We start from the raw sequence: 20,930 nt of genomic DNA on the forward strand, positions 1-20,930 counted from the left end.
TTTTAATTAAATTGGCTATATGAACAAAAGAGCTGTCTTTTTATTAATACTTCTTGTTATATTCATCGGTTGCAACTCCAACTTAGCCGATAAAAAAACTACCGCTACCAATGACTCTATCCAAAAATACCTTGACTTAGCCGGAAATGACACTTTGGATTTTGAAAAAAGGATAAAGTACAATGATAAAGCGCTTGGTTTTTTGGATTTGGAGAGGAACGATAGTTTGACTAGGGAGTATTTGAGTAAAATCAATTATTTATATTTAAAAGCAAATAATTTTAAAAGTTTCGAAAAAGTAATAAAATTATACAGCAACAAAGTTTTTGAAAAAAAAGATAGTTTAGGAATTGCAAGATATCATAAGTATAAAGGACATTTTTATCATTTAACAAAAGTTAAAGACTCTGCTTTTTATAATTATTCAAAAGCAGATAAGATTTATCAATTTATGAACAATAAATATGAGATTGCCTTAATTAATCTTAACAAATCACTTATCCAAAACGACATAAATGACTATTTAGGCGCAGAACTTTCGGCTAAAAAGGCTTATAACTATTTTAAAGAAAATAAACTTTACAAGCATGAATTTAAAAGTTTAGTTTTAATTGGTAACATAAATCAATCAATAGGAGAAAATGTGCTTGCTATAAAATGTTATAAAGACGCGATGTTTTTAATTGACAAATTTGATGACAAAAAAAATAGCTGCCCAAAAGGATCTTGTTTGAATAACATTGGTAATGTTTATAGAGAACAAAATAATTTCAAAGCAGCAATTTTTTATTTCAAATTAGCACTTAAAGAAAAGAACTTGTTTGAAAAAGATCCAGAATTATTAGGATTTATATCAAATAACCTAGGCTATTGTTATTTAAAAACAAATCAATTACAAATTCCAACTTTATTTGAAAAATCAAAAAAAATATTTGATAGTTTAGAATTAAAAGATGAAAGTGCTATATGCGACATTAATTTATCAGAATATTTTTCTAAAAAGGGCAATTCCCTAAAAGCTAATTTACATGCTGAATCAGCGTTGAAATTAGCTAAAGAATCAAAAGCGTCTTATTATTATCTAATCGCCTTAAGTCATGCCGGCAGTATAAACCCAAAGAAAGCTCCAATATACATTAAAGAATACCACCGGATTAATGACAGTATCCTTTTTGCAGAAAGGACTTCTAGAAATCAATATTATAAAATCCAGTTAGAAACAGACGAGATAACACAACAAAAAGACACTGCTGTTAAACATAGAACTTTTGTGATTATAGTCGCCATTTTTCTTCTTTTTATTTCCATTTTGGTTTTCATCATTGCTCGCCAAAGATTAAAACAAAAAGAGCTTCGCATAAAGCAAACAGAACAAAACACGAATGAGGAAATATACCAACTTATGTTAACACAAGAAAGCAAGGAGGAAGAAGCTCGACAAATAGAGAAAAAACGTATTGGGCTTGAGTTGCATGATGGAGTTATGAATAAACTGGTCAGCACCAGACTCAATCTTTCTATATTATCTATTAGTCGTGACGAGGCTACTGTTAAAAAATGTTTGGACTATATCAAGGATATTCAAAATATTGAAAAAGAAATTCGGAATGTTGCACATAATCTAAATCAGGAAGTTTTTTCAGGCACTAATAGTTTCAATAAATTATTGAATAGCTATATAAAAGACCTCAATAGGGCTAGCAATACAATCTTTAAAATAGAAACTGATTCTTACATTGATTGGAACGCTATATCTAATAGCAAGAAAATGAATTTGTATCGAATTATCCAAGAAGCTAGTCACAATATTCTCAAACATGCAAAAGCAAAAAATGCAATAATAAATATTGTAAAGGTTGGCGCAAATATTAATCTTTCAATTACAGATGACGGTATAGGATTAAATCATTCTTCATCAAAAAATGGAATCGGTTTACAAAACATGAAATACCGAATTAAACTCTTAAAAGGCAAATTCAAGATTAGTTCTAAAACCAATTCAGGAACTACAATCAATATCACAATCCCCAAAAGAGACTAATAAAAATTAGTCCTGTTATCTTTTTATCCTCTTCCAAAAATATTTCTATTCTTGAGATCATTCAAATGACAACACTTTAAAAAAAGATTGTCAACAAATCCTTTTAATTATCAACATTTTTAGAAAATCTTCAAAATCATTCACCCAGATTTGACTATCATTCACTCACAAACGAGGTCATTCTACCACAAACATCTTTATATATAGGGATTCACAGAGACATCCTTTTTAGTTTTACATCGTGAAAGTGTGAAAGCCCCAAAAGCAATATGAACAACACACTCTTTAAATTGAAACAAAAACATTAACAATAAAAAGTCTCAAATTATGAAAAAATTAGCAACAACATTTGGATTATTAGCTTTAATGCTTGTAGTTACTTCATTTACAACACCGACTGAAATTGGTGGAAGTAAAACCCCAGGTTTAGGAAATGGATTTACTATTGGAGGAAGTAAAACTCCAGATTTAGGAAATGGATTTACTATCGGAGGAAGCAAAACTCCAGGTTTAGGAAACGGATTTACTATCGGAGGAAGTAAAACCCCAGGTTTAGGAAATGGATAATAACTTGACGGTAAAAAAGCCTCAATGTTATATGAAAAAATTATAAAAAATTTAAATTATAAAAAAACCACCTTTAAAGGTGGTTTTTTTTATTTGTTTACTATTTTTGAAAAATTAACATGAAAACAGTTTGAAAAAAAATTTCCCTTTTTTCTTTATTCTTTGTTTATTAATAAGCTGTTCAAAAAATGAACAAAAAAAACCTGTTAACAAAACTGACTCAGACAGTACTGCTATTTATATTAGATTGGCTAATGTAAATGAAATTTCTGTAGACAAAAAAAAACTTTATTTTGAAAAAGCTTTTGAAAAAGCTATAACACAATCAAATGACTCAATAACTCGAAATCATTTACTTGATATTTCTATCGGATTCCTAAAAACAGGCAACTCTGAAGAGTTAAAAAAATCCTCCACTACATTAATTAATAATTCAATTAAAAGTCAAGATACCTTAAATTTAGCACAAGGATATAGATATCTTGCCGGCTATTACAGGATAACAGCTGTAAATGACAGTGCTTTCATTTATTTTTCTAAAGCTGAAAAATTATTTAAATCTTTAAACGATAAAAACAATGAAGGAGCCGTATTAAGCTCAAAAAGCGTCATTCAATATAATGTTGGAGACTTTGTTGGATCTGACCGCTCATTGACACGAGCATACTCATTATTAAAAGACACTAATCAAAATGATAAATTATATGTCATTTTTACCATGATGGGAATAGTGGCTAATGAAACTAAAGATTATGAAAAGGCAATTAAATATTATACAAAAACCTTAGAAATAATCAAAGAAAATAATTTAACTGATAATTATCAAGAAGCAACTTGTCTAAACAATATAGGATATGTTTATCAAAACAAAGGCGACTATAAAGAGGCTATAAAGAATTATACTAAAGCATTAAAAGACAAGACAATCATTGATAACGACCCAGAGCTATATAGTTTATTAACTGACAACTTGGCCTATTGTAAGTTTAAATTAAATGATTATGAGGGATTACCAAATTTATTTTATACTTCTTTAAAAGTTAGAGAACAAATTGATGCAAAAACCCTAATTGTGCTAAGCAAAATACATCTTTCTGAATACTATTTTGTTACAAAGCAAAATCAACTATCACAAAAATTTGCAACTGAAGCATTAATTCAGGCAAAAAGCACCGGAATTTCAAGAGACTTTTTAGCAGCATTAAAACAGGCTTCAGTTGTAGACAATGTAAATTCTTCCAAATACTCCAAAGATTATATTAGAATAAATGATAGTATTCAGGATGTAGAAAGATTATCCCAAGAAAAGTTTGCTCGTTTAGCGTTAGAAACCGACGAAATCATCCAAGAAAACGAAGGTCTGGCAGAAAGCAACAGAAACCTGCTTTATGTTTTTGTAGTTTCTTTTATTTTAGTAGTATTATTATTTGTCGTAAGAGCTCAAAGAGCCAGAACTCGAGAGTTATTATACAAACAAGCCCAGCAAAAAGCGAACGAAGACATTTATAACCTGATGATGTCGCAACAAGCCATTATTGATGAAAGTCGAAATAAAGAGAAAAAACGCTTGGCTCAAGATTTACATGATGGTGTTTTAGGCAGAATGTTTGGTTTGCGCTTAAACTTAGACAGCTTAAATTCAAGCACCGAAGAGGATGCGGTACAAAAACGTTTTGAATTGTTAAATGAACTCAAAACCATCGAACAAGACATTCGCGAAATATCCCACGACTTAAATAGAGAAAAACAAGTTTTAATTAATAACTTTGTTTCTATCGTTCATAATTTATTAGAAGAACAAAAAACTTCCTTTGAAGTCAATGTCAATTATACTATTGATGAAAATGTGATCTGGGATAAAGTAAGCAATGCTATCAAAATCAACTTATACCGTATCCTACAGGAAGGCTTGCAAAACATTAATAAGTACGCCAACGCTAAAAACATCTTGGTAGAGATAAAAGGCAATGAAGAAAATGTATATTTGAAAATCCAAGACGACGGAATTGGATTCGATGTCAACAAGAAAAGCAAAGGAATCGGCATGCAAAATATGATTTCCAGGACACATGATTGCAAAGGAATTATCGACATTGCTTCTAAAAAAGGCAACGGAACTAAAATTGTAATAACCATACCAATAGAAACAAAACAACCTATAATTGTAGAACAAGAATGAAAAGCCCTATCCAAATTTTAATCGTTGATGACCATCCCTTTATTATTGAAGCCTACAAAAATGCAATTAATAAATATGGCCAAAAAGGCTTTGAATTTGTAGTAACACAAGCCAGCAACTGCAAAACAGGCTATGAAAACATCGTAGATTCGGCTAAAAAATTCGACATCGCTTTTTTTGACATCAGTATGCCCGAATATGCTGAGAAAGGAATCTATTCCGGAGAAGACTTAGCCATGTTAATGAAAACCGAAATGCCGGAATGCAAAGTCATTCTTTTGACCATGCATACCGAGTTACTTAAAATTAACAATATCATCAAAAACATCAACCCAAGTGGTTTAATCATCAAAAACGATTTAACCTTTGATGAATTGCTATTTGCCTTTGACAAAATCATCAATGACGAAAGTTATTACAGCCAAACCGTGATAAAATTAGTAGGTCAAGCCCAATACAACAACATTGAATTAGATGTTTTCGACAAACAAATTCTATTTCACTTATCAAAAGGCGTTAAGACTAAAGATTTGCCAACCTACATACCGCTTTCTCTGAGTGCTATCGAAAAAAGAAAACTAAATATTCGTGAAATACTTGAAGTTGCAGGCGGAACTGATGTAGATTTAATCAGAGAAGCCAAGAATAAAGGTGTCATTTAACGATATTACGGTAAACCGTAACCAAATATGCGGTAAACCGTAATTAACCACATAACTACAATACCTAACTTAGCTGAATGATTTCAGGGTTAGTATTTGTAGAATTAATCAAGTAGTTATAAAACTTCAAACTGCTTCTTAATTTTTCAAGACTTAGGGGGAAAGCGATACTTCGGTATCGCTTTTTTTATGAATCCATAGCGTCCCACCCACGAGCCTTCAAAGGGATTTTAGTGTTAGCTCTTGTGATTAAGTGTATGCCTTCGCTTTCCTGTGTTAAATGTCCAATAACGGTAAAATTCGGATTGGCTTTTATTTTATCAAAATCATCTAAAGCTATGGTAAACAACAATTCATAATCTTCGCCACCATTGATAGCTACGGTTGTTGAATCAATGTTGAATTCTTCGCAAACATTGATAAACTGTGGATCTACCGGAATCTTTTCTTCGTATAAATTACAGCCGACTTTACTTTGCTTGCAAATATGAATAATCTCAGAAGACAAACCATCCGATATATCAATCATTGAAGTCGGTTTCACTTCCAGTTTTTGCAATAAATCTCTGATATCATGACGGGCTTCAGGTCTTAATTGGCGTTCAATTAAATAAGTATAAGCATCCAAATCGGGCTGGTTGTTCGGATTCACCTGAAATACTTGCTTCTCGCGCTCCAAAACCTGCAATCCCATATAAGCCGAACCTAAATCACCGGTTACCACTAACAAATCGCCATCTTTTGCTCCGTTTCTGTAAATAATATCTTCTGCATTCGCTTCTCCAATAGCCGTAATCGAAATAATCAATCCCTTTTGTGAAGAAGTAGTATCACCACCAATAACATCCACATTATAGAACTTCGCCGCTAAAGCAATACCGTCAAACAGTTCTTCCAATGCTTCCAATGGAAAACGATTAGAAACTGCAACGGAAACCGTTATCTGTGTTGGTTTAGCATTCATAGCACAGATGTCGGAAACATTCACCACAACAGCTTTATAACCCAAATGACGTAAAGGCATATAAGACAAATCAAAATGAACTCCTTCAATCAGCAAATCGGTTGAAACGACGGCCTTTTTATCCTTAAAATCCAAAACAGCAGCGTCATCTCCTATGCTTTTCAAAGTCGAGGGTTGTTTTACATCAAAATTTTTGGTCAAATGGTCAATTAACCCAAATTCGCCTAATTGGGATAGTGAAGTGCGTTGCGGAATTTTATCTTCTAACATTGTTTCAAAGTTTAAGGTTGCAAAGGTACGAACAGTTTCTCTTTTTAAATAAAATTTAAACTTTCAAATTCCTACTGACATACTGTTGTCATTTCTGCCTTATAAATTTGTCTTATAAATAAAAAACATCAACTTATGGAAACTATGAACACCTCATCAATCTTATCAAAAGAACAGTTATTACGCCACTGGCAAGGCCATCGTTTTGTAACACGCCGCGTTATCGAAGCTTTTCCTGAAAAAGAATTTTTTGAATTTTCTGTTGGCGGTATGCGTCCTTTTTCGGGCTTGGCTTCTGAGTTACTTTCGATTGCCGTTCCGGCTTTGAAAGCCATTATTTCAAGAGATAGTCAACCTTACACCGAAGAAGGATTTGTATTAACCACCAAAGCGGAATATTTGCAAAAATGGGACGAAGCCACCGAAGAAATCAACCGCCTTTGGTTACAAATCCCCGAAGAAGATTTCGAAAAAACGTTCAATTTGTTCGGGCAATATGAATTCCCTATTTACCAAAACATTTTTTATTTTATCGATAACGAAATTCACCACCGCGGACAAGGTTATGTCTACTTAAGAGCTTTAGGCATTGAGCCACCGTTCTTTTGGGAACGTTGGTAAAAAAATTTAGCCTCGATTAGTCGGGGCTTTTTTTTGCAATCGTTGGCGATAAATATTCATTAATTCTACAACTCGGTCTTTCAATGATAATGGCTCAATTATTTCGGCATAATCGGCATACATTAAAAACCAACGGGCAAAACCATTTTCTAAATCCCGGGACAAAAAAGTCATCTCTACTGAATCGCCTACATTTTTTTGCGAAACAAATCCGTGGTAGTTTTTTTCATAAGAAAGGTATTTGCTGATTTTTTTATCAACTAAAAGTCGGACAGTTGTTGTTGGCGATTCCTTTTCTTTATCCAAAAAAGTTTCTAAAGCATCATGCTCTTTAGTAAATGAAATTTCGGTTTTTTTAATTCCTTCCATTCGATCGACACGAAACTGACGATAATCATTTCTCAAATGACAAAACCCCAAAACATACCAACTGTTATTGTCGTGAAAAATTCCAACAGGCTCAATAGTTCGCAAGGAAGCATTTTCGGCTTCTATGGACTGATAGTTTAAAACAACTTGTGTTTTATCGGCTATACTTTTAAAAAGGATTGCCATGGCATTAGGAACATTCTCGTTGAATAAATCGCCGTTCGGCGGTTGAATCAGTATTTTTGATTCGATGTTCGAAACCCAATCTTTATCCGAACTTTGCATCACTGATTTAATTTTAAACATAGCCGATTGGTAATGCTGTCCCAATTCCTTATCAATAAATTTTTGCATTAGCTTTTCGGAAGCAATAAAACTGCTGGCTTCTTCGCGGGTAAACATAACCGGTGGTAAACGATAGCCGTCAACCAATGAATATCCAATTCCGGCTTCGCCATATATAGGCACTCCTGAGGATTCTAACGTTCGAATGTCACGGTAAATGGTACGCAAACTCACTTCAAAACGTTCCGCTAATTCCTGAGCCTTTACAACCTTTTTCGATTGTAATTGAATTAGAATGGCGATAATACGGTCAAACCGTTTGGGGGAATCATCTAACATAAAAGACATTTATCCAAAGATAGTATTTTATAGTAAAAGGAGAAAAACAATAAATTTTCGCACCTTTACTATAATTAATTTTTTTACAATGAAAACATATCAAATCATTACCCTTACGGTCAACCCATCGTTAGATAAATCCGCCCATTTTTCAGAATTGGTTGCCGAAAAAAAAATTCGTTGTGAAAAACCAAGATACGATGCCGGCGGTGGCGGAATAAATGTTTCTAAAGCCATTTCTAAATTAGGAGGGAATTCTCTTTGTGTGTCAACTTCCGGTGGTTCAACAGGTGAAAAATTAGAAGAATTAATTGCCAATGAAGGTATAGAAAGTATCGTCATAAAAACCAAAAACTGGACCAGAGAAAATTTTATTGCTTTTGAAAACAGTACTAAAGCGCAATACCGATTTGGATTTCCGGGAGAAGAATTTTCAGCCGAAGAAATCAAAACTATTTTAACAACAATAAAAGAACTAAAAACAACCTACTTAGTCCTTAGCGGAAGTTTAAATGACGGTTTACAACGGATTTCTACCAAACAATTGCTGAAACCGCAAAAGCTTCCGGAATAAAAGTAATTGTGGATACTTCAGGTGAAGCGGTACAAAAAGTACTGGAAAAAGGGGTTTATATGATTAAGCCAAACATAGGTGAATTGGCCAAATTAATTGGAGTAAAAAGGTTAGAATTACCCAAAGTAGAAAAAGCAGCCAAAACTTTAATCGAAAAAGGAAGCGCAGAAATTGTTGTTGTTTCCCTAGGAGAAAAAGGCGCAATTTTGGTTTCCAAAAACCAAACCGAATTGGTGAAAGCGCCCAAAGTCACAAAGAAAAGTACCGTAGGTGCCGGAGACAGCATGGTCGGCGGAATAATTTGGGCTTTGTCACAAAACAAAACTTTAAAAGAAGTCCTTCAATGGGGCGTTTCCTGCGGAACAGCGGCCACCATGAATGAAGGCACGCAACTTTTCAAAAAAGAAGATGCAGAACAATTGTTCGAAGGAATGCAGTGATTCTCTCCATATAAGTCATTTAAGAATCTTACATGACTTATATGGTTTAAACAAAAAACCCAACAACTTTCGCTATTGGGTTTCTCTATATGCTATTCTCAGTTACTCAGATATTCTTTTAATCGTTCAGTTTCAAAACTGCCATAAACGCTTCTTGAGGAATTTCAACATTACCTACCAAACGCATTCTTTTCTTTCCTTTTTTCTGCTTTTCCAAGAGTTTACGTTTACGCGAAATATCACCACCGTAACATTTGGCGGTAACGTCTTTACGCAATGCTTTTATCGTTTCACGCGCGATGATTTTGGCACCAATCGCCGCCTGAATCGGAATGTCAAATTGTTGTCTTGGGATTAATTCACGCAGTTTCTCACACATTTTTTTACCAATGTTGTAAGCGTTACTTTCATGAATCAAAGCGGAAAGCGCATCCACAGATTGCGCATTCAATAAAACATCCAATTTAACTAATTTAGACGCTCGCATTCCAATTGGAGAATAATCAAACGACGCATAACCTTTGGAAACGGTTTTCAATCTATCATAAAAATCGAATACAATCTCTGCCAAAGGCATGTCGAAATTCAACTCTACTCTTTCAGTAGTTAGATAAGTTTGATTGGTAATCACACCGCGTTTTTCAATACACAAACTCATTACATTACCAACATAATCAGATTTGGTTATGATGGTCGCTTTGATAAACGGCTCTTCAACTCGGTCTAATTTCGATGGTTCCGGTAAATCAGATGGATTGTTCACGACAAAACCAACTTCCGGTTCTTTTTTGGTGTAAGCCAAATAGGAAACGTTGGGAACCGTAGTAATTACGGTCATATCGTATTCGCGCTCCAAACGTTCTTGGATGATTTCCAAGTGTAACATGCCTAAGAATCCACAACGGAAACCAAAACCTAAAGCGGCCGAACTTTCCGGTGTAAACACCAAAGAAGCATCATTCAATTGCAGTTTCTCCATCGAAGCACGCAAATCTTCGTAATCATCAGTATCAACAGGATAAATTCCGGCGAAAACCATTGGTTTTACATCTTCAAAACCTGTAATCATATTGGTCGTTGGCGTTTTGGCATCGGTTAAAGTGTCACCCACTTTTACTTCTTTGGCTTCCTTAATACCGGAAATTAAATACCCAACATCGCCAGTAGAAATTACGTTTTTCGGAACCTGATTTAACTTCAACGTTCCTACTTCATCTGCAAAATATTCATTACCGGTGGCCATGAATTTAATTTTTTGCCCTTTTTTAATTTCACCGTTTTTGACACGGAAAATAACTTCAATACCGCGGAAAGGATTGTAATGGGAATCAAAAATCAAGGCTTGTAAAGGTTCGTCTTTGTTTCCTTTTGGAGCAGGAATTTTTTCAATAATAGCCGCTAAAATATTTTCCACACCAAAGCCGGTTTTACCCGAAGCGTGAATAATGTCTTCCATTTTGCAACCTAATAAATCGATAATGTCATCACTGACTTCTTCCGGATTAGCACTTGGCAAATCCACTTTATTTAATACGGGAATAATTTCCAAGTCGTTTTCTAAAGCCAAATACAAGTTGGAAATCGTCTGTGCTTGTATACTTTGAGCCGCATCTACAATCAAAAGCGCTCCTTCACAAGCAGCAATCGAACGCGAAACTTCATACGAAAAATCAACGTGTCCCGGAGTATCAATAAGGTTTAGGATATAATCTTCGCCTTTGTATTTGTATTCCATTTGGATGGCGTGACTCTTAATCGTAATCCCGCGCTCACGCTCCAAATCCATATTGTCAAGCAATTGGGCTTTCTCTTCACGAGCGGAAACGGTTTGTGTAGCGCCAAGAAGTCTGTCTGCAAGCGTACTTTTTCCGTGGTCAATGTGTGCAATAATGCAAAAATTTCTAATATGCTTCATGTAAACTTAATATTGTCTTATTGGAAACATCTAATGCTTCGCATGTCATCTTCGTAAATCTGTCAATTTTTAGCTTCGCTCCGTTCGGCCAATGTCCTCGGATGGGCAAAAACGCGCGTGCGTTTAATCGGCAAATATAAGTCAAAGTTTTGGATTGATTAAATACTTATTTTGCAAAGGTTTTAAATAAAAAATGCTCCTTATCGGAGCACTTTTTATTAAAGATTTAAAATCACATGTTCGAGTATGAATTGAGAGTTTCCAATGTTTTGGTTGGCGTGATTGTGGAATGTAGTATAATAAATTGTCCCACTTGTTCCAACCGCTGAACAAGAACCTAAAGTATCGCCATGATCCAAATGAGATTGTAAATCCGCCGCTTCTATAGTAATTGTTATTGGCTCACTTCCGTTTTCATCCGGAACGTGACAAATAGTAATCCAATCCGAATTTTGAGAATTTCCTACTCTGCTTCCAACCAAACTTTGATCAAAGAAATTATTGGTTTTTATCATCAATGCTTCGTTTGTGTTAGCATCTCTAACCAAAACTTCCCAAAAACTTTCATCTACAGTAACAATTTTTTGCCAAGAACCAAGATCATATTCAATATCTAACGTTGAAAGTCCGATAGCATTTGCTAATGCCGCATTAGTAATAGAAGCATTTAGTGTTCCTGAACCTCCATTATTAACTGAGCAAAGTGTTGTATCAGAAATAAAACCACCTGTTTCATTACAAGAACTGGTATTGGTATCTCCTCCTATTAAATAGGCAACGGACCAATCTGAAGCATACAAACTTCCGCCATTGGTTACAAATTGGCCTAAATTATTCGTAACGGTTGTATTAGTAGCTATATTTCCTGATATGGAACCACAGTTCAAAAAGATAATATCATACTGCGAAACAATACTGTAATCGGATAATTGACTAAAAGTAATTTGCTCTGCTTCATATCCTAAAGAGGCAATAATATCTTCGATATTGTCAAAACTTCCGTTTACATAAGCTACTCTGGCTACTTGGTCTAATCTTAGCGATGCTTCTTCTAATTGTTGTGTTTGATTTTCCTGCACAACAAGATTAATGGTCGTTCTGAAATTTGATCCATCACCCGTTTGAATATGTACTACTCGATCACCAATTGGCGTATCTAATTCAAAATCACCCGTTGCATTGCTATAGGTGTAATAAATATTTTTTTCATCGTCAAAAGCAAATACCAAAGCACCACCAACAGCCTTATGGGTATTAATAGTGGTTACTTTACCTCTTAACTTTCCTGTTTTTTGACCCGAAGAATTATTGCTGTCATCACTACAGCTAACCAAAGTCAGCATTGAAAGCAGCAGAATTAGTAATTGTTTTTTCATGATAAAATGTTTAATTGGTTGGTTTAAAGATGTATAGAATTCAAATTTAATGTTTTTCCTTATATAACATTACTTTGTTTCTAATTTTATTTCATCCACTCGAAGATTAATAATCATTTAAGGGTTATTAATAATAGATTTTTACCTTTGCAAAAAATTATATTGACACTATGCCCAAAATAGGCAACATCCTTTTACCTGATTTCCCTTTGCTTCTTGCGCCTATGGAAGACGTGAGTGATCCTCCATTCCGCAGACTTTGCAAGTTACACGGCGCCGATTTAATGTACTCGGAATTTATCTCTTCTGAGGGATTAATTCGCGATGCGATGAAAAGCCGAATGAAGTTGGACATCTTTGATTATGAACGTCCTGTTGGGATTCAAATTTTTGGCGGTGATGAAGAAGCGATGGAAATGTCTTCAAGAATTGTTGATGCTGTCCAACCGGATTTAGTCGATATTAATTTTGGTTGTCCTGTGAAAAAAGTCGTGTGCAAAGGCGCCGGCGCCGGTGTTTTAAAAGATGTCGATTTAATGGTACGTTTGACCAAAGCCGTTATTAAAGGGACTTCTCTTCCGGTTACGGTGAAAACGCGATTAGGCTGGGATGAAAATTCTATTAATATTGACGAAGTCGCCGAACGTTTACAAGATATTGGTGTACAAGCTTTAACGGTTCACGCCCGAACTCGTGCTCAGATGTACAAAGGTCATTCTGATTGGTCACACATTCAACGCATTAAAGAAAACCCAAGAATTAAGATGCCAATCTTTGGAAATGGTGATATTGATTCGCCTGAAAAAGCATTGGAATACAAAAATAAATACGGCCTTGACGGTATGATGATTGGTCGCGCTGCGATTGGTTATCCTTGGATTTTTAACGAAATCAAGCACTATTTCAAAACCGGAGAACATTTGGCACAACCTACAATGGCAGACCGAATTGAAGCCGCGAGAAACCATCTCACTTGGTCTATGGACTGGAAAGGCGAACGCGTGGGAATTGTAGAAATGCGCCGTCACTACACCAATTACTTTAAAGGAATTCCCAACTTTAAGGAACACCGTTTAAAATTGGTTACGCTGGAATCTGCTGAATCTTTGTTCAAAACTTTGGATGAAATTCAAGACGTTTATTCCGGTTTTCAGTTTGTTTAATCCAACAACTTTTTACTTACTCTACTACTCGCAATCCAACTGGAAATAAAGCCTAAAGATACAATCGTCAAGAAGACTATCACTACATTTTGAATACTAAAGACTACAGGATAAGCTAAGGTTTCGGTAATCATAACCAAATTAAATTGTTGCTGAATCACCACAATAATTACGCCCAAAAGTAATCCAATTATGCCACCAAAAAGACTCAGCAAACTGCCTTGCAACAAAAATATTTTCTTCAAATCTTTGATCTCGGAACCCAAATTGTAAAGCGTTTTTAAATTGCTTTTTTTATCCAAAACCATCATAATCAGTGCGCCAATTAAGTTAAAGAGCGCAATAATAATCACCAAAGTAAAAATCAAATACACGGCAATATTCTCGGTATTCAACATTTTATATAAAGTAGCATTTTGTTGCGCTCTGTTTTTGATATCGACTTTATTTTGAAACAAAGTATTCAGTTTTTCAATAACTATTTCTTCTTCTGCTTCAGGTTTCAGTTTAATTTCTACTCCCGAAATCTGATTGGCCTTCAATTCTAATAAATACTGCGCCAAAATCAAATCACAAAACACATATTTACTATCTAAATCCTCGCTGATGGCATAAATCCCAATCGGAATCAACTTCGCTTTGTTAAAGGCTTCGGCTTCACTTTCGATAACACCTTTGCCTTTTCTCGGTACGTAAACTTCAAAAGCATTATTAAAATCATAAAGTCCAAGAGATAACTTCTCCGAAATTCCATAACCAATCACTACTTGAACAGTATTGGGTTCCAACCATTTTCCGTTCACCAAATTTTGGTCAACCACGTTGGTTTTGGTAAAATTGACATCGACACCTTTTAAATAAGTGACTTGCTCTTTTCCGTCAAAAAAGAAAAGCACGCGGTCTTCCACGACTTTGCTGTAAGAAGCAACACCATCAATATTTTTAAGCTCTTTTTCCTGATTCGGACTAATAAAAAAAGATTTTCCGGAAATGGGATTGACTTTCAAATCGGGGTCAAAGTCATTGGAGAATGACAAACTAAAATCACGCAACCCGCTAAAAACAGAAAGCACCACAAACAAAGCCATGGCGCCAACAATAATGCCTACTGAAGCGATACCCGTAATAATATTAATAGCATTGTTTTTACTTTTGCTAAAAAGATAACGTTTGGCTATGTATAACGAGAAATTCAAATTATACTTATATTATTGGTTTTGGACAAATTTATTATTTCTGGTATAATTTTGAATTAAAAAAAATAATTGGGCAATTAGATTGAACAATTATTTTTTTAAATACGCCTTTTAAAATTTCTTGCGTTTGTCTAAAAGGTCACGATTTTCAATCGGATTCTCTTTTCCGGCCAAAGCATTGTCAATTTTTTCAATATAATCCAACGAATCGTCAATGTAGAAAGCCAAATTCGGAACTTTACGCAATTGTAGTTTTACCCTTTGCGACAAATCGTGTTTGATTAAAGGTGCATTGGTTTTAATGGCTTCCAATAAAGCTGCGGCCTTGTCTTGTGGAAAAACACTCAAATAAACTTTGGCAATAGACAAATCGGTAGTTACACTCACTTTTGAAACTGAAATCACCAAGTTAGAAATGCCGTTTTTACGCACTTCTCCCTGAAGAATATCTACCAAATCCTTTTGCAATACACTGCCAATTTTTTTCTGTCTGTTCGTTTCCATAGCGCAAAAATACAATTTTAAATTTTTATAACGCCCAGAAGCGAAAGTTTTGGCATTTTCAGCCGGCCATTTTCCCGCTATCCGCTCTACTTCGTGCCGCTTCTATCGGGGCTAAATTAAAAACCACGGCATCCTTGCGGACTTTGCAAAAACTTTGCGAACTTTGCGGTTAAAGTACAAACCATGAGAAAAATAGAACATATAGGTATAGCGGTAAAAAGTTTAGAAACGTCAAACCTCCTTTTTGAAAAACTCTTCGGAAATCCGCCTTATAAAGAAGAAGAAGTCGCCAGCGAAGGCGTAAAAACTTCCTTTTTTATGAACGGCCCAAATAAAATAGAACTATTAGAAGCCACCAATCCCGAAAGCCCAATCGCTAAATTCCTGGAAAAGAAAGGCGAAGGCATTCACCACATTGCCTTTGATGTGGAAGATATTATTTCAGAAATGGAACGTTTAAAAAATGAAGGCTTCATTGTATTAAACGAAACACCTAAAAAAGGCGCTGATAACAAGCTGGTTGCATTCTTACATCCGAAAGGCACCAACGGTGTTTTGATTGAGCTTTGTCAAGAAATCCAATAAAAATAGTTGCAACGAAACAAAAATAGTAGTAATATTGCAACCTCAAATAAAGCCCAGGCTTTATTCACTGAACACCAAAATAAATATGGAATAAGTGAAATATTAACCGGTCCTATAGCTCAGTTGGTTAGAGCACCTGACTCATAATCAGGTGGTCCTTGGTTCGAGCCCAAGTGGGACCACAACAAAAAAAGATCTCTATTGAGGTCTTTTTTTTGTCTGATTAAAAACCTAAAAGAAAAAAAATTCGTTTATTTAGAATGTGCTTTTGTCATAATTTTTAGAAAAAAAACGACAATCTGCCGTAGAATAAGTACTTTTAAACATTAAATTTCTATTAACATAACGGATTAAATAATTAATTTATTTTGGTGATTAGATTTTTTTTATACTTTTACGCACTATGAAAATTGTCCCGAATAGAATAATTGTCATTCTGGTTGTGTCGTTGTGTAGCTTAGCTACCTACGCGGCACCTATTGAACCACCGCAGCCTTCAACGCCGCCGCCGCCGCCAGGCTTGCCTTTGGACGGAGGCATATTACTATTGATGATTATTTCATTAGGTCTCGGACTATACAAAATTTACAAACTAAACATAAAAAAAGCATCCCATTAATTCGGATGCTTTTTTCTTTTTAAATGCATAAAAGTTAAAAGTTACTGTCTTAAAGAATGCAATCTCGCAACGTATTTTCCCACAACATCAAATTCTAAATTTATTTTTGAGCCGATTTTAAAAGTTTTAAAGTTAGTATGCTCAAAAGTATAAGGGATAATCGCCACACTAAATTCATTTCCTTTGGAATTAACAACAGTCAAACTAACTCCGTTAACCGTTATTGAACCTTTTTCGATCGTAATGTTGTTTAATTTGCTGTCGTATTCAAAAGTAAAATACCAACTGCCGTTTGCCTCTTCTATCAGTTTACAAATTCCGATTTGGTCTACATGGCCTTGAACTATATGACCGTCAAGTCGGTCACCTAATTTCATGGCGCGTTCCAAATTGAGCAAATCTCCTGTTTTCCAATCGCCGAGATTCGTTTTTTCTATAGTTTCTCTAATAGCCGTTACCGTATATTCATCATTATTAATGGCCACTACCGTAAGACAAACTCCATTGTGCGCGACACTTTGGTCGATTTTTAATTCATGGGTTATCGAAGAGGAAACCGTTACGTGAATATTGTCATTATCTTTCCGTATTTCTTTGACTATTCCAAGGGTTTCAATTATTCCTGTAAACATTATGGTTTTATTTTACTAAATTTGCACTTCAAAATTAGCAATAAATAACTAGTCCTTCTTATGAAAAAAGCAGAAAATATAATCGTTGGAATATCCATTGGAGATTTAAACGGTATTGGAAGCGAAGTAATCCTTAAGACTTTTGAAGACTCCAGAATGCTGGAGCTTTGCACACCGGTTATTTTTGCCAATGTAAAAGTGCTTTCATTTATCAAAAAAACACTGGAACTTACGGCTCCATTACATGGTATTGATAAAATAGAGCAACTAGTCGTTGGGAAAATCAATGTCTTGAACATTTGGCGTGACGGTGTTGATTTGAATTTTGGGCAAAATGACGAAAACATCGGAAAATATGCTATAAAATCATTCGTCGCTGCTACCAAAGCCTTAAAAGAAAACCAAATTGACGTTTTAGTCACTGCACCAATTAATAAATACAATATCCAATCAGAAGAATTTAAATTTCCGGGTCATACCGATTATTTAGACAAAGAATTAGAAGGGAATGCTTTAATGCTAATGGTTCAAGATAATTTAAGAATTGGTTTATTAACAGATCACATTCCGGTAAACGAGGTAGCCAAACATTTGACTGAAAAATTAATCATTCAAAAAATTGAAACCATCAGAAAATCTTTGATTCAAGATTTCAATATAAACAAACCAAAAATTGCGGTTTTAGCTTTGAATCCACATGCCGGGGATAACGGTGTGATTGGAAAAGAAGACGATGAAATTTTGAAACCTACATTAAAAAAATTGTTTGAAAAAGGCACTTTGGTTTTTGGGCCTTTTGCTGCCGATGGTTTTTTTGGCAGCAATCAATATGAAAAATATGATGCCGTTTTGGCCACTTATCACGACCAAGGGTTAATTCCGTTTAAAACTTTGTCTTTTGGAAATGGTGTTAATTACACGGCAGGTTTAAATAAAATAAGAACTTCTCCTGATCATGGAACGGCATATGAAATTGCCGGAAAAGGAGTTGCCGACTATAATTCGTTCAAGGAAGCGGTTTATACAGCGATTGACATTTATAATTCTAGATTTCAACACCTGGAAATCAGCAAGAACCCCTTGAAAACAAAAGAAAAACAGTTATAAACAAAAAAATGTTCATAAGGTTATTGGAATTACAATAATTTTATATCTTTGCACTCCCGAAATGTCGGGTCAAATTGTTGTTTAGATGAAAAGTACAAATGAATATTTAATTCCTTTTGCAGGGTTAAAATTAGGAAAGCATCAGTTTGAGTTTAAAATAAACAAAAAGTTCTTTGACGGATTTAGTTTTGATGAATTCGAAAGTTGTGATGTAGCAGTAAATGTTGTCTTGGAAAAAAAGTCAACCATGCTGGAAATCAACTTTAAACACAATGGAACTGTTAACGTTCCTTGTGACTTAACCGGAGAGCCATTTGATTTACCTATTAAAGGAAAAATTAAATTGGTTGTTCAGTTTGGGGACGAATTCAATAATGATAATGATGAATTATTGATCTTAACTCATGGCGAACATCAAATAGATTTATCACAATACATTTATGAAATGATTGTATTGTCTGTGCCTCTCAAAAGGGTTCATCCTGGTGTAAAAGACGGAACATTACAGACAGAAGCATTAAAAAAACTAAACGAATTACAAGTAAAAGAAGCAAAAGAAGTAACAAAAGAAGATGATATTGACCCACGTTGGGACAAATTAAAACAACTATTAACGGATAAATAATATAGTACAATGGCACATCCTAAGAGAAAAATCTCCAAAACAAGAAGAGACAAAAGAAGAACTCATTATAAAGCAACTGTTGCTCAAATCGCTACTTGCCCGGTAACCGGTGAAGCGCATTTATACCACAGAGCTTATTGGCATGAAGGAAAAATGTATTACAGAGGACAAGTAGTTATTGATAAATCAGTAGCTGTTGCTTAATTAAGTTTTTTTTACAAAACAAACTCCCACTTTATGGGAGTTTTTTGTTTTAATTAATTTTAGCAAATATCCAATCCTAATCACCTTAGGTATAATTTTTTTTTGTAATTTCCACAACTTTTCGATTTCAAAAAATCGACTGGAAAAATACCATTTTTATGACTACAATTACAGCCGCAATAACCGCAGTTGGAGCTTATGTTCCGGAATTTGTACTCTCAAATCAAGTACTGGAAACCATGGTTGATACCAATGACGAATGGATTACCACTCGTACCGGAATCAAGGAAAGAAGACTTTTAAAAGAAAAAGGAAAAGGCACTTCTTATTTAGCCATCAAAGCCGCTCAAGATTTAATTTCTAAAGCCAATATCAATCCCGCAGAAATAGACTTGGTCATTATGGCAACCGCAACACCGGATATGCCCGTGGCTGCGACAGGTGTTTATGTGGCCAGTCAAATTGGTGCTGTTAATGCTTTTGCTTATGATTTACAAGCCGCTTGTTCAAGTTTCTTATTCGGAATGTCGAATGCTGCAGCTTACATAGAATCAGGTAGATACAAAAAAGTACTTTTAATTGGTGCCGATAAAATGTCTTCTATCATTGACTATACCGATAGAGCAACTTGTATTATCTTCGGAGATGGTGCAGGAGCCGTTTTATTTGAACCCAATTACGAAGGGCTTGGTCTTCAAGACGAGTTTTTAAGAAGCGACGGAATCGGTAGAGAATACCTAAAAATTGATGCCGGCGGTTCCATTCTTCCTCCATCAGCCGAAACGGTTGCTAATGGACAACACTTTGTTTTTCAAGACGGAAAAACGGTTTTCAAATATGCTGTTTCAGGCATGGCCGATGTTAGTGAGAAAATCATGGAGCGCAATAACTTAACCAAAGAAGATGTAAATTGGTTAATTGCACACCAAGCGAACAAAAGAATCATCGATGCTACTGCTAACAGAATGGGCTTAGAGGAAGAAAAAGTATTGGTAAATATTCAAAAATATGGCAATACTACTTCAGCAACATTACCTTTGTTGTTGAGTGATTTTGAAAATCAATTTAAAAAAGGCGATAATTTAATTTTTGCAGCATTTGGTGGTGGATTCACTTGGGGTTCTATCTATCTAAAATGGGCATACAACAAACAACAATAAAACTAATTCTAAAACTAACTAATTATGGATTTAAAAGAAATTCAAAACCTAATCAAATTTGTATCCAATTCCGGCGTAGCTGAAGTGAAGTTAGAGACAGGTGACATTAAAATTACAATCCGAACTACCTTAGAAGGAAACTCACCTGATATTACTTACGTACAACAAGCGCCAATGCAACAAGCTATTGCTGCTCCGGTTGCTGCTGCTCCCGTGACTGCTGCTCCTGCTGCTGCTCCTGCTGCTGATGAGAATTCGAAATATGTTACTATAAAATCTCCAATGATTGGAACATTCTACCGCAAACCATCTCCGGACAAACCGGTTTTTGTGGAAGTTGGTAGCACCATCCAAAAAGGTGACGTACTTTGTGTAGTAGAAGCGATGAAGTTATTCAACGAAATCGAAGCAGAAATCACCGGAAAAATCGTGAAGATTTTAGTAGACGATATGTCTCCGGTAGAATTTGACCAACCTTTATTCTTAGTAGACCCATCATAATTTAGATTATTAGATTATTAGATTACTAGATT

General features: G+C 34.8%; 19 protein-coding genes, 1 tRNA gene and 1 pseudogene. 14 read left to right on the forward strand and 7 right to left on the reverse strand.

Annotation, left to right across the window (positions count from 1 at the left end; genetic code table 11):
- Positions 1 to 19: 19 nt before the first annotated feature.
- The 4 genes from C8C84_RS02870 to C8C84_RS02885 all read left to right on the forward strand — a co-directional run bounded on the left by C8C84_RS02870 (position 20) and on the right by C8C84_RS02885 (position 5,449).
- Positions 20 to 2,041 (forward strand): tetratricopeptide repeat-containing sensor histidine kinase, encoded by a 2,022-nt coding sequence (locus C8C84_RS02870; protein WP_121312094.1) that lies wholly within the window; start codon positions 20 to 22, stop codon positions 2,039 to 2,041.
- Positions 2,042 to 2,368: 327 nt separating this feature from the next.
- Positions 2,369 to 2,608: a hypothetical protein gene (locus C8C84_RS02875; protein WP_121312095.1), complete on the forward strand. Its 240-nt coding sequence runs from the start codon at positions 2,369 to 2,371 to the stop codon at positions 2,606 to 2,608.
- Between the two features lie 130 nt (positions 2,609 to 2,738).
- The gene (locus C8C84_RS02880; RefSeq protein ID WP_121312096.1) at positions 2,739 to 4,787 is read left to right on the forward strand and encodes a sensor histidine kinase; all 2,049 of its coding nucleotides are present in this window, start codon (positions 2,739 to 2,741) and stop codon (positions 4,785 to 4,787) included.
- Positions 4,784 to 5,449 (forward strand): response regulator, encoded by a 666-nt coding sequence (locus C8C84_RS02885; RefSeq protein WP_121312097.1) that lies wholly within the window; start codon positions 4,784 to 4,786, stop codon positions 5,447 to 5,449. The genes C8C84_RS02880 and C8C84_RS02885 overlap by 4 nt, the downstream gene beginning before the upstream one ends.
- Positions 5,450 to 5,636: 187 nt before the next feature.
- Here C8C84_RS02885 and thiL read toward each other — a convergent pair whose 3' ends face one another.
- A complete protein-coding gene (gene thiL, locus C8C84_RS02890; RefSeq protein ID WP_121312098.1) occupies positions 5,637 to 6,683 on the reverse strand; it encodes a thiamine-phosphate kinase in 1,047 nt (348 codons plus the stop codon).
- A gap of 135 nt (positions 6,684 to 6,818) precedes the next feature.
- On the opposite strand from thiL, the gene C8C84_RS02895 reads away from it, so the two are divergent.
- On the forward strand, positions 6,819 to 7,304 hold the full coding sequence (locus C8C84_RS02895) for a DinB family protein (protein WP_121312099.1): 486 nt from the start codon (positions 6,819 to 6,821) through the stop codon (positions 7,302 to 7,304).
- 6 nt (positions 7,305 to 7,310) lie between these two features.
- Here the strand turns inward: C8C84_RS02895 and C8C84_RS02900 are convergent, their stop codons facing one another.
- Positions 7,311 to 8,297 (reverse strand): YafY family protein, encoded by a 987-nt coding sequence (locus tag C8C84_RS02900; protein ID WP_121314952.1) that lies wholly within the window; start codon positions 8,295 to 8,297, stop codon positions 7,311 to 7,313.
- Between the two features lie 88 nt (positions 8,298 to 8,385).
- Between C8C84_RS02900 and C8C84_RS02905 the strand changes: the two are divergent.
- Positions 8,386 to 9,311: pseudogene (locus C8C84_RS02905) on the forward strand (1-phosphofructokinase family hexose kinase).
- Positions 9,312 to 9,429: 118 nt separating this feature from the next.
- Here C8C84_RS02905 and lepA read toward each other — a convergent pair.
- Positions 9,430 to 11,226 (reverse strand): translation elongation factor 4, encoded by a 1,797-nt coding sequence (lepA, locus tag C8C84_RS02910; RefSeq protein ID WP_121312100.1) that lies wholly within the window; start codon positions 11,224 to 11,226, stop codon positions 9,430 to 9,432.
- Positions 11,227 to 11,444: 218 nt separating this feature from the next.
- A complete protein-coding gene (locus C8C84_RS02915; protein ID WP_147406806.1) occupies positions 11,445 to 12,602 on the reverse strand; it encodes a hypothetical protein in 1,158 nt (385 codons plus the stop codon).
- A 170-nt stretch (positions 12,603 to 12,772) separates the two neighbouring features.
- Between C8C84_RS02915 and dusB the strand changes: the two genes are divergently transcribed.
- Positions 12,773 to 13,765: a tRNA dihydrouridine synthase DusB gene (dusB, locus tag C8C84_RS02920; RefSeq protein WP_121312102.1), complete on the forward strand. Its 993-nt coding sequence runs from the start codon at positions 12,773 to 12,775 to the stop codon at positions 13,763 to 13,765.
- Here the strand turns inward: dusB and C8C84_RS02925 are convergent.
- Together C8C84_RS02925 and rbfA are read right to left on the reverse strand one after the other, a co-directional pair.
- Positions 13,762 to 14,961 carry an FtsX-like permease family protein gene (locus C8C84_RS02925; RefSeq protein WP_121312103.1) on the reverse strand — a complete coding sequence of 400 codons (1,200 nt, stop codon included), beginning with the start codon at positions 14,959 to 14,961 and terminating at the stop codon, positions 13,762 to 13,764. The genes dusB and C8C84_RS02925 overlap by 4 nt on opposite strands.
- 111 nt (positions 14,962 to 15,072) lie before the next feature.
- Positions 15,073 to 15,465 carry a 30S ribosome-binding factor RbfA gene (gene rbfA, locus C8C84_RS02930; protein ID WP_121312104.1) on the reverse strand — a complete coding sequence of 131 codons (393 nt, stop codon included), beginning with the start codon at positions 15,463 to 15,465 and terminating at the stop codon, positions 15,073 to 15,075.
- 183 nt (positions 15,466 to 15,648) lie between these two features.
- Here rbfA and mce point away from each other — a divergent pair, with 183 nt between their 5' ends.
- Positions 15,649 to 16,050, forward strand: a complete 402-nt coding sequence (gene mce / locus C8C84_RS02935; protein WP_121312105.1) for a methylmalonyl-CoA epimerase — start codon at positions 15,649 to 15,651, stop codon at positions 16,048 to 16,050.
- Between the two features lie 108 nt (positions 16,051 to 16,158).
- Positions 16,159 to 16,232, forward strand: a tRNA-Ile gene (locus C8C84_RS02940).
- A gap of 478 nt (positions 16,233 to 16,710) precedes the next feature.
- Here C8C84_RS02940 and C8C84_RS02945 read toward each other — a convergent pair.
- Complete coding sequence (locus tag C8C84_RS02945) at positions 16,711 to 17,301, reverse strand: riboflavin synthase (protein ID WP_121312106.1); 591 nt, start codon at positions 17,299 to 17,301, stop codon at positions 16,711 to 16,713.
- A 60-nt stretch (positions 17,302 to 17,361) separates the two neighbouring features.
- Here C8C84_RS02945 and pdxA point away from each other — a divergent pair, with 60 nt between their 5' ends.
- From pdxA to accB, 5 genes are all read left to right on the forward strand, one after another.
- Positions 17,362 to 18,408: a 4-hydroxythreonine-4-phosphate dehydrogenase PdxA gene (gene pdxA / locus C8C84_RS02950; RefSeq protein ID WP_121312107.1), complete on the forward strand. Its 1,047-nt coding sequence runs from the start codon at positions 17,362 to 17,364 to the stop codon at positions 18,406 to 18,408.
- Positions 18,409 to 18,493: 85 nt separating this feature from the next.
- Entirely contained in the window at positions 18,494 to 19,033 is a 540-nt protein-coding gene (locus tag C8C84_RS02955; RefSeq protein WP_121312108.1) for a DUF177 domain-containing protein, read from the forward strand.
- 9 nt (positions 19,034 to 19,042) lie between these two features.
- Positions 19,043 to 19,237 (forward strand): 50S ribosomal protein L32, encoded by a 195-nt coding sequence (gene rpmF / locus C8C84_RS02960; protein ID WP_121312109.1) that lies wholly within the window; start codon positions 19,043 to 19,045, stop codon positions 19,235 to 19,237.
- A 158-nt stretch (positions 19,238 to 19,395) separates the two neighbouring features.
- Entirely contained in the window at positions 19,396 to 20,397 is a 1,002-nt protein-coding gene (locus C8C84_RS02965) for a beta-ketoacyl-ACP synthase III (RefSeq protein ID WP_121312110.1), read from the forward strand.
- Positions 20,398 to 20,421: 24 nt separating this feature from the next.
- Positions 20,422 to 20,898, forward strand: a complete 477-nt coding sequence (accB, locus tag C8C84_RS02970) for an acetyl-CoA carboxylase biotin carboxyl carrier protein (protein WP_121312111.1) — start codon at positions 20,422 to 20,424, stop codon at positions 20,896 to 20,898.
- Positions 20,899 to 20,930: the final 32 nt, after the last annotated feature.

Source organism: Flavobacterium sp. 102 (genome assembly GCF_003634615.1).
In the GTDB taxonomy this organism is placed as follows: domain Bacteria; phylum Bacteroidota; class Bacteroidia; order Flavobacteriales; family Flavobacteriaceae; genus Flavobacterium.

Bases quoted from the DNA above. Each gene is read 5' to 3' on its own strand.
- C8C84_RS02870 (WP_121312094.1), top strand. From the start codon at position 20: ATGAACAAAAGAGCTGTCTTTTTATTAATACTTCTTGTTATATTCATC.
- C8C84_RS02875 (WP_121312095.1), top strand. From the start codon at position 2,369: ATGAAAAAATTAGCAACAACATTTGGATTATTAGCTTTAATGCTTGTA.
- C8C84_RS02885 (WP_121312097.1), top strand. From the start codon at position 4,784: ATGAAAAGCCCTATCCAAATTTTAATCGTTGATGACCATCCCTTTATT.
- thiL (WP_121312098.1), bottom strand. From the start codon at position 6,683: ATGTTAGAAGATAAAATTCCGCAACGCACTTCACTATCCCAATTAGGC.
- C8C84_RS02895 (WP_121312099.1), top strand. From the start codon at position 6,819: ATGGAAACTATGAACACCTCATCAATCTTATCAAAAGAACAGTTATTA.
- C8C84_RS02900 (WP_121314952.1), bottom strand. From the start codon at position 8,297: ATGTTAGATGATTCCCCCAAACGGTTTGACCGTATTATCGCCATTCTA.
- lepA (WP_121312100.1), bottom strand. From the start codon at position 11,226: ATGAAGCATATTAGAAATTTTTGCATTATTGCACACATTGACCACGGA.
- C8C84_RS02915 (WP_147406806.1), bottom strand. From the start codon at position 12,602: ATGAAAAAACAATTACTAATTCTGCTGCTTTCAATGCTGACTTTGGTT.
- dusB (WP_121312102.1), top strand. From the start codon at position 12,773: ATGCCCAAAATAGGCAACATCCTTTTACCTGATTTCCCTTTGCTTCTT.
- rbfA (WP_121312104.1), bottom strand. From the start codon at position 15,465: ATGGAAACGAACAGACAGAAAAAAATTGGCAGTGTATTGCAAAAGGAT.
- mce (WP_121312105.1), top strand. From the start codon at position 15,649: ATGAGAAAAATAGAACATATAGGTATAGCGGTAAAAAGTTTAGAAACG.
- C8C84_RS02945 (WP_121312106.1), bottom strand. From the start codon at position 17,301: ATGTTTACAGGAATAATTGAAACCCTTGGAATAGTCAAAGAAATACGG.
- pdxA (WP_121312107.1), top strand. From the start codon at position 17,362: ATGAAAAAAGCAGAAAATATAATCGTTGGAATATCCATTGGAGATTTA.
- C8C84_RS02955 (WP_121312108.1), top strand. From the start codon at position 18,494: ATGAAAAGTACAAATGAATATTTAATTCCTTTTGCAGGGTTAAAATTA.
- rpmF (WP_121312109.1), top strand. From the start codon at position 19,043: ATGGCACATCCTAAGAGAAAAATCTCCAAAACAAGAAGAGACAAAAGA.
- C8C84_RS02965 (WP_121312110.1), top strand. From the start codon at position 19,396: ATGACTACAATTACAGCCGCAATAACCGCAGTTGGAGCTTATGTTCCG.
- accB (WP_121312111.1), top strand. From the start codon at position 20,422: ATGGATTTAAAAGAAATTCAAAACCTAATCAAATTTGTATCCAATTCC.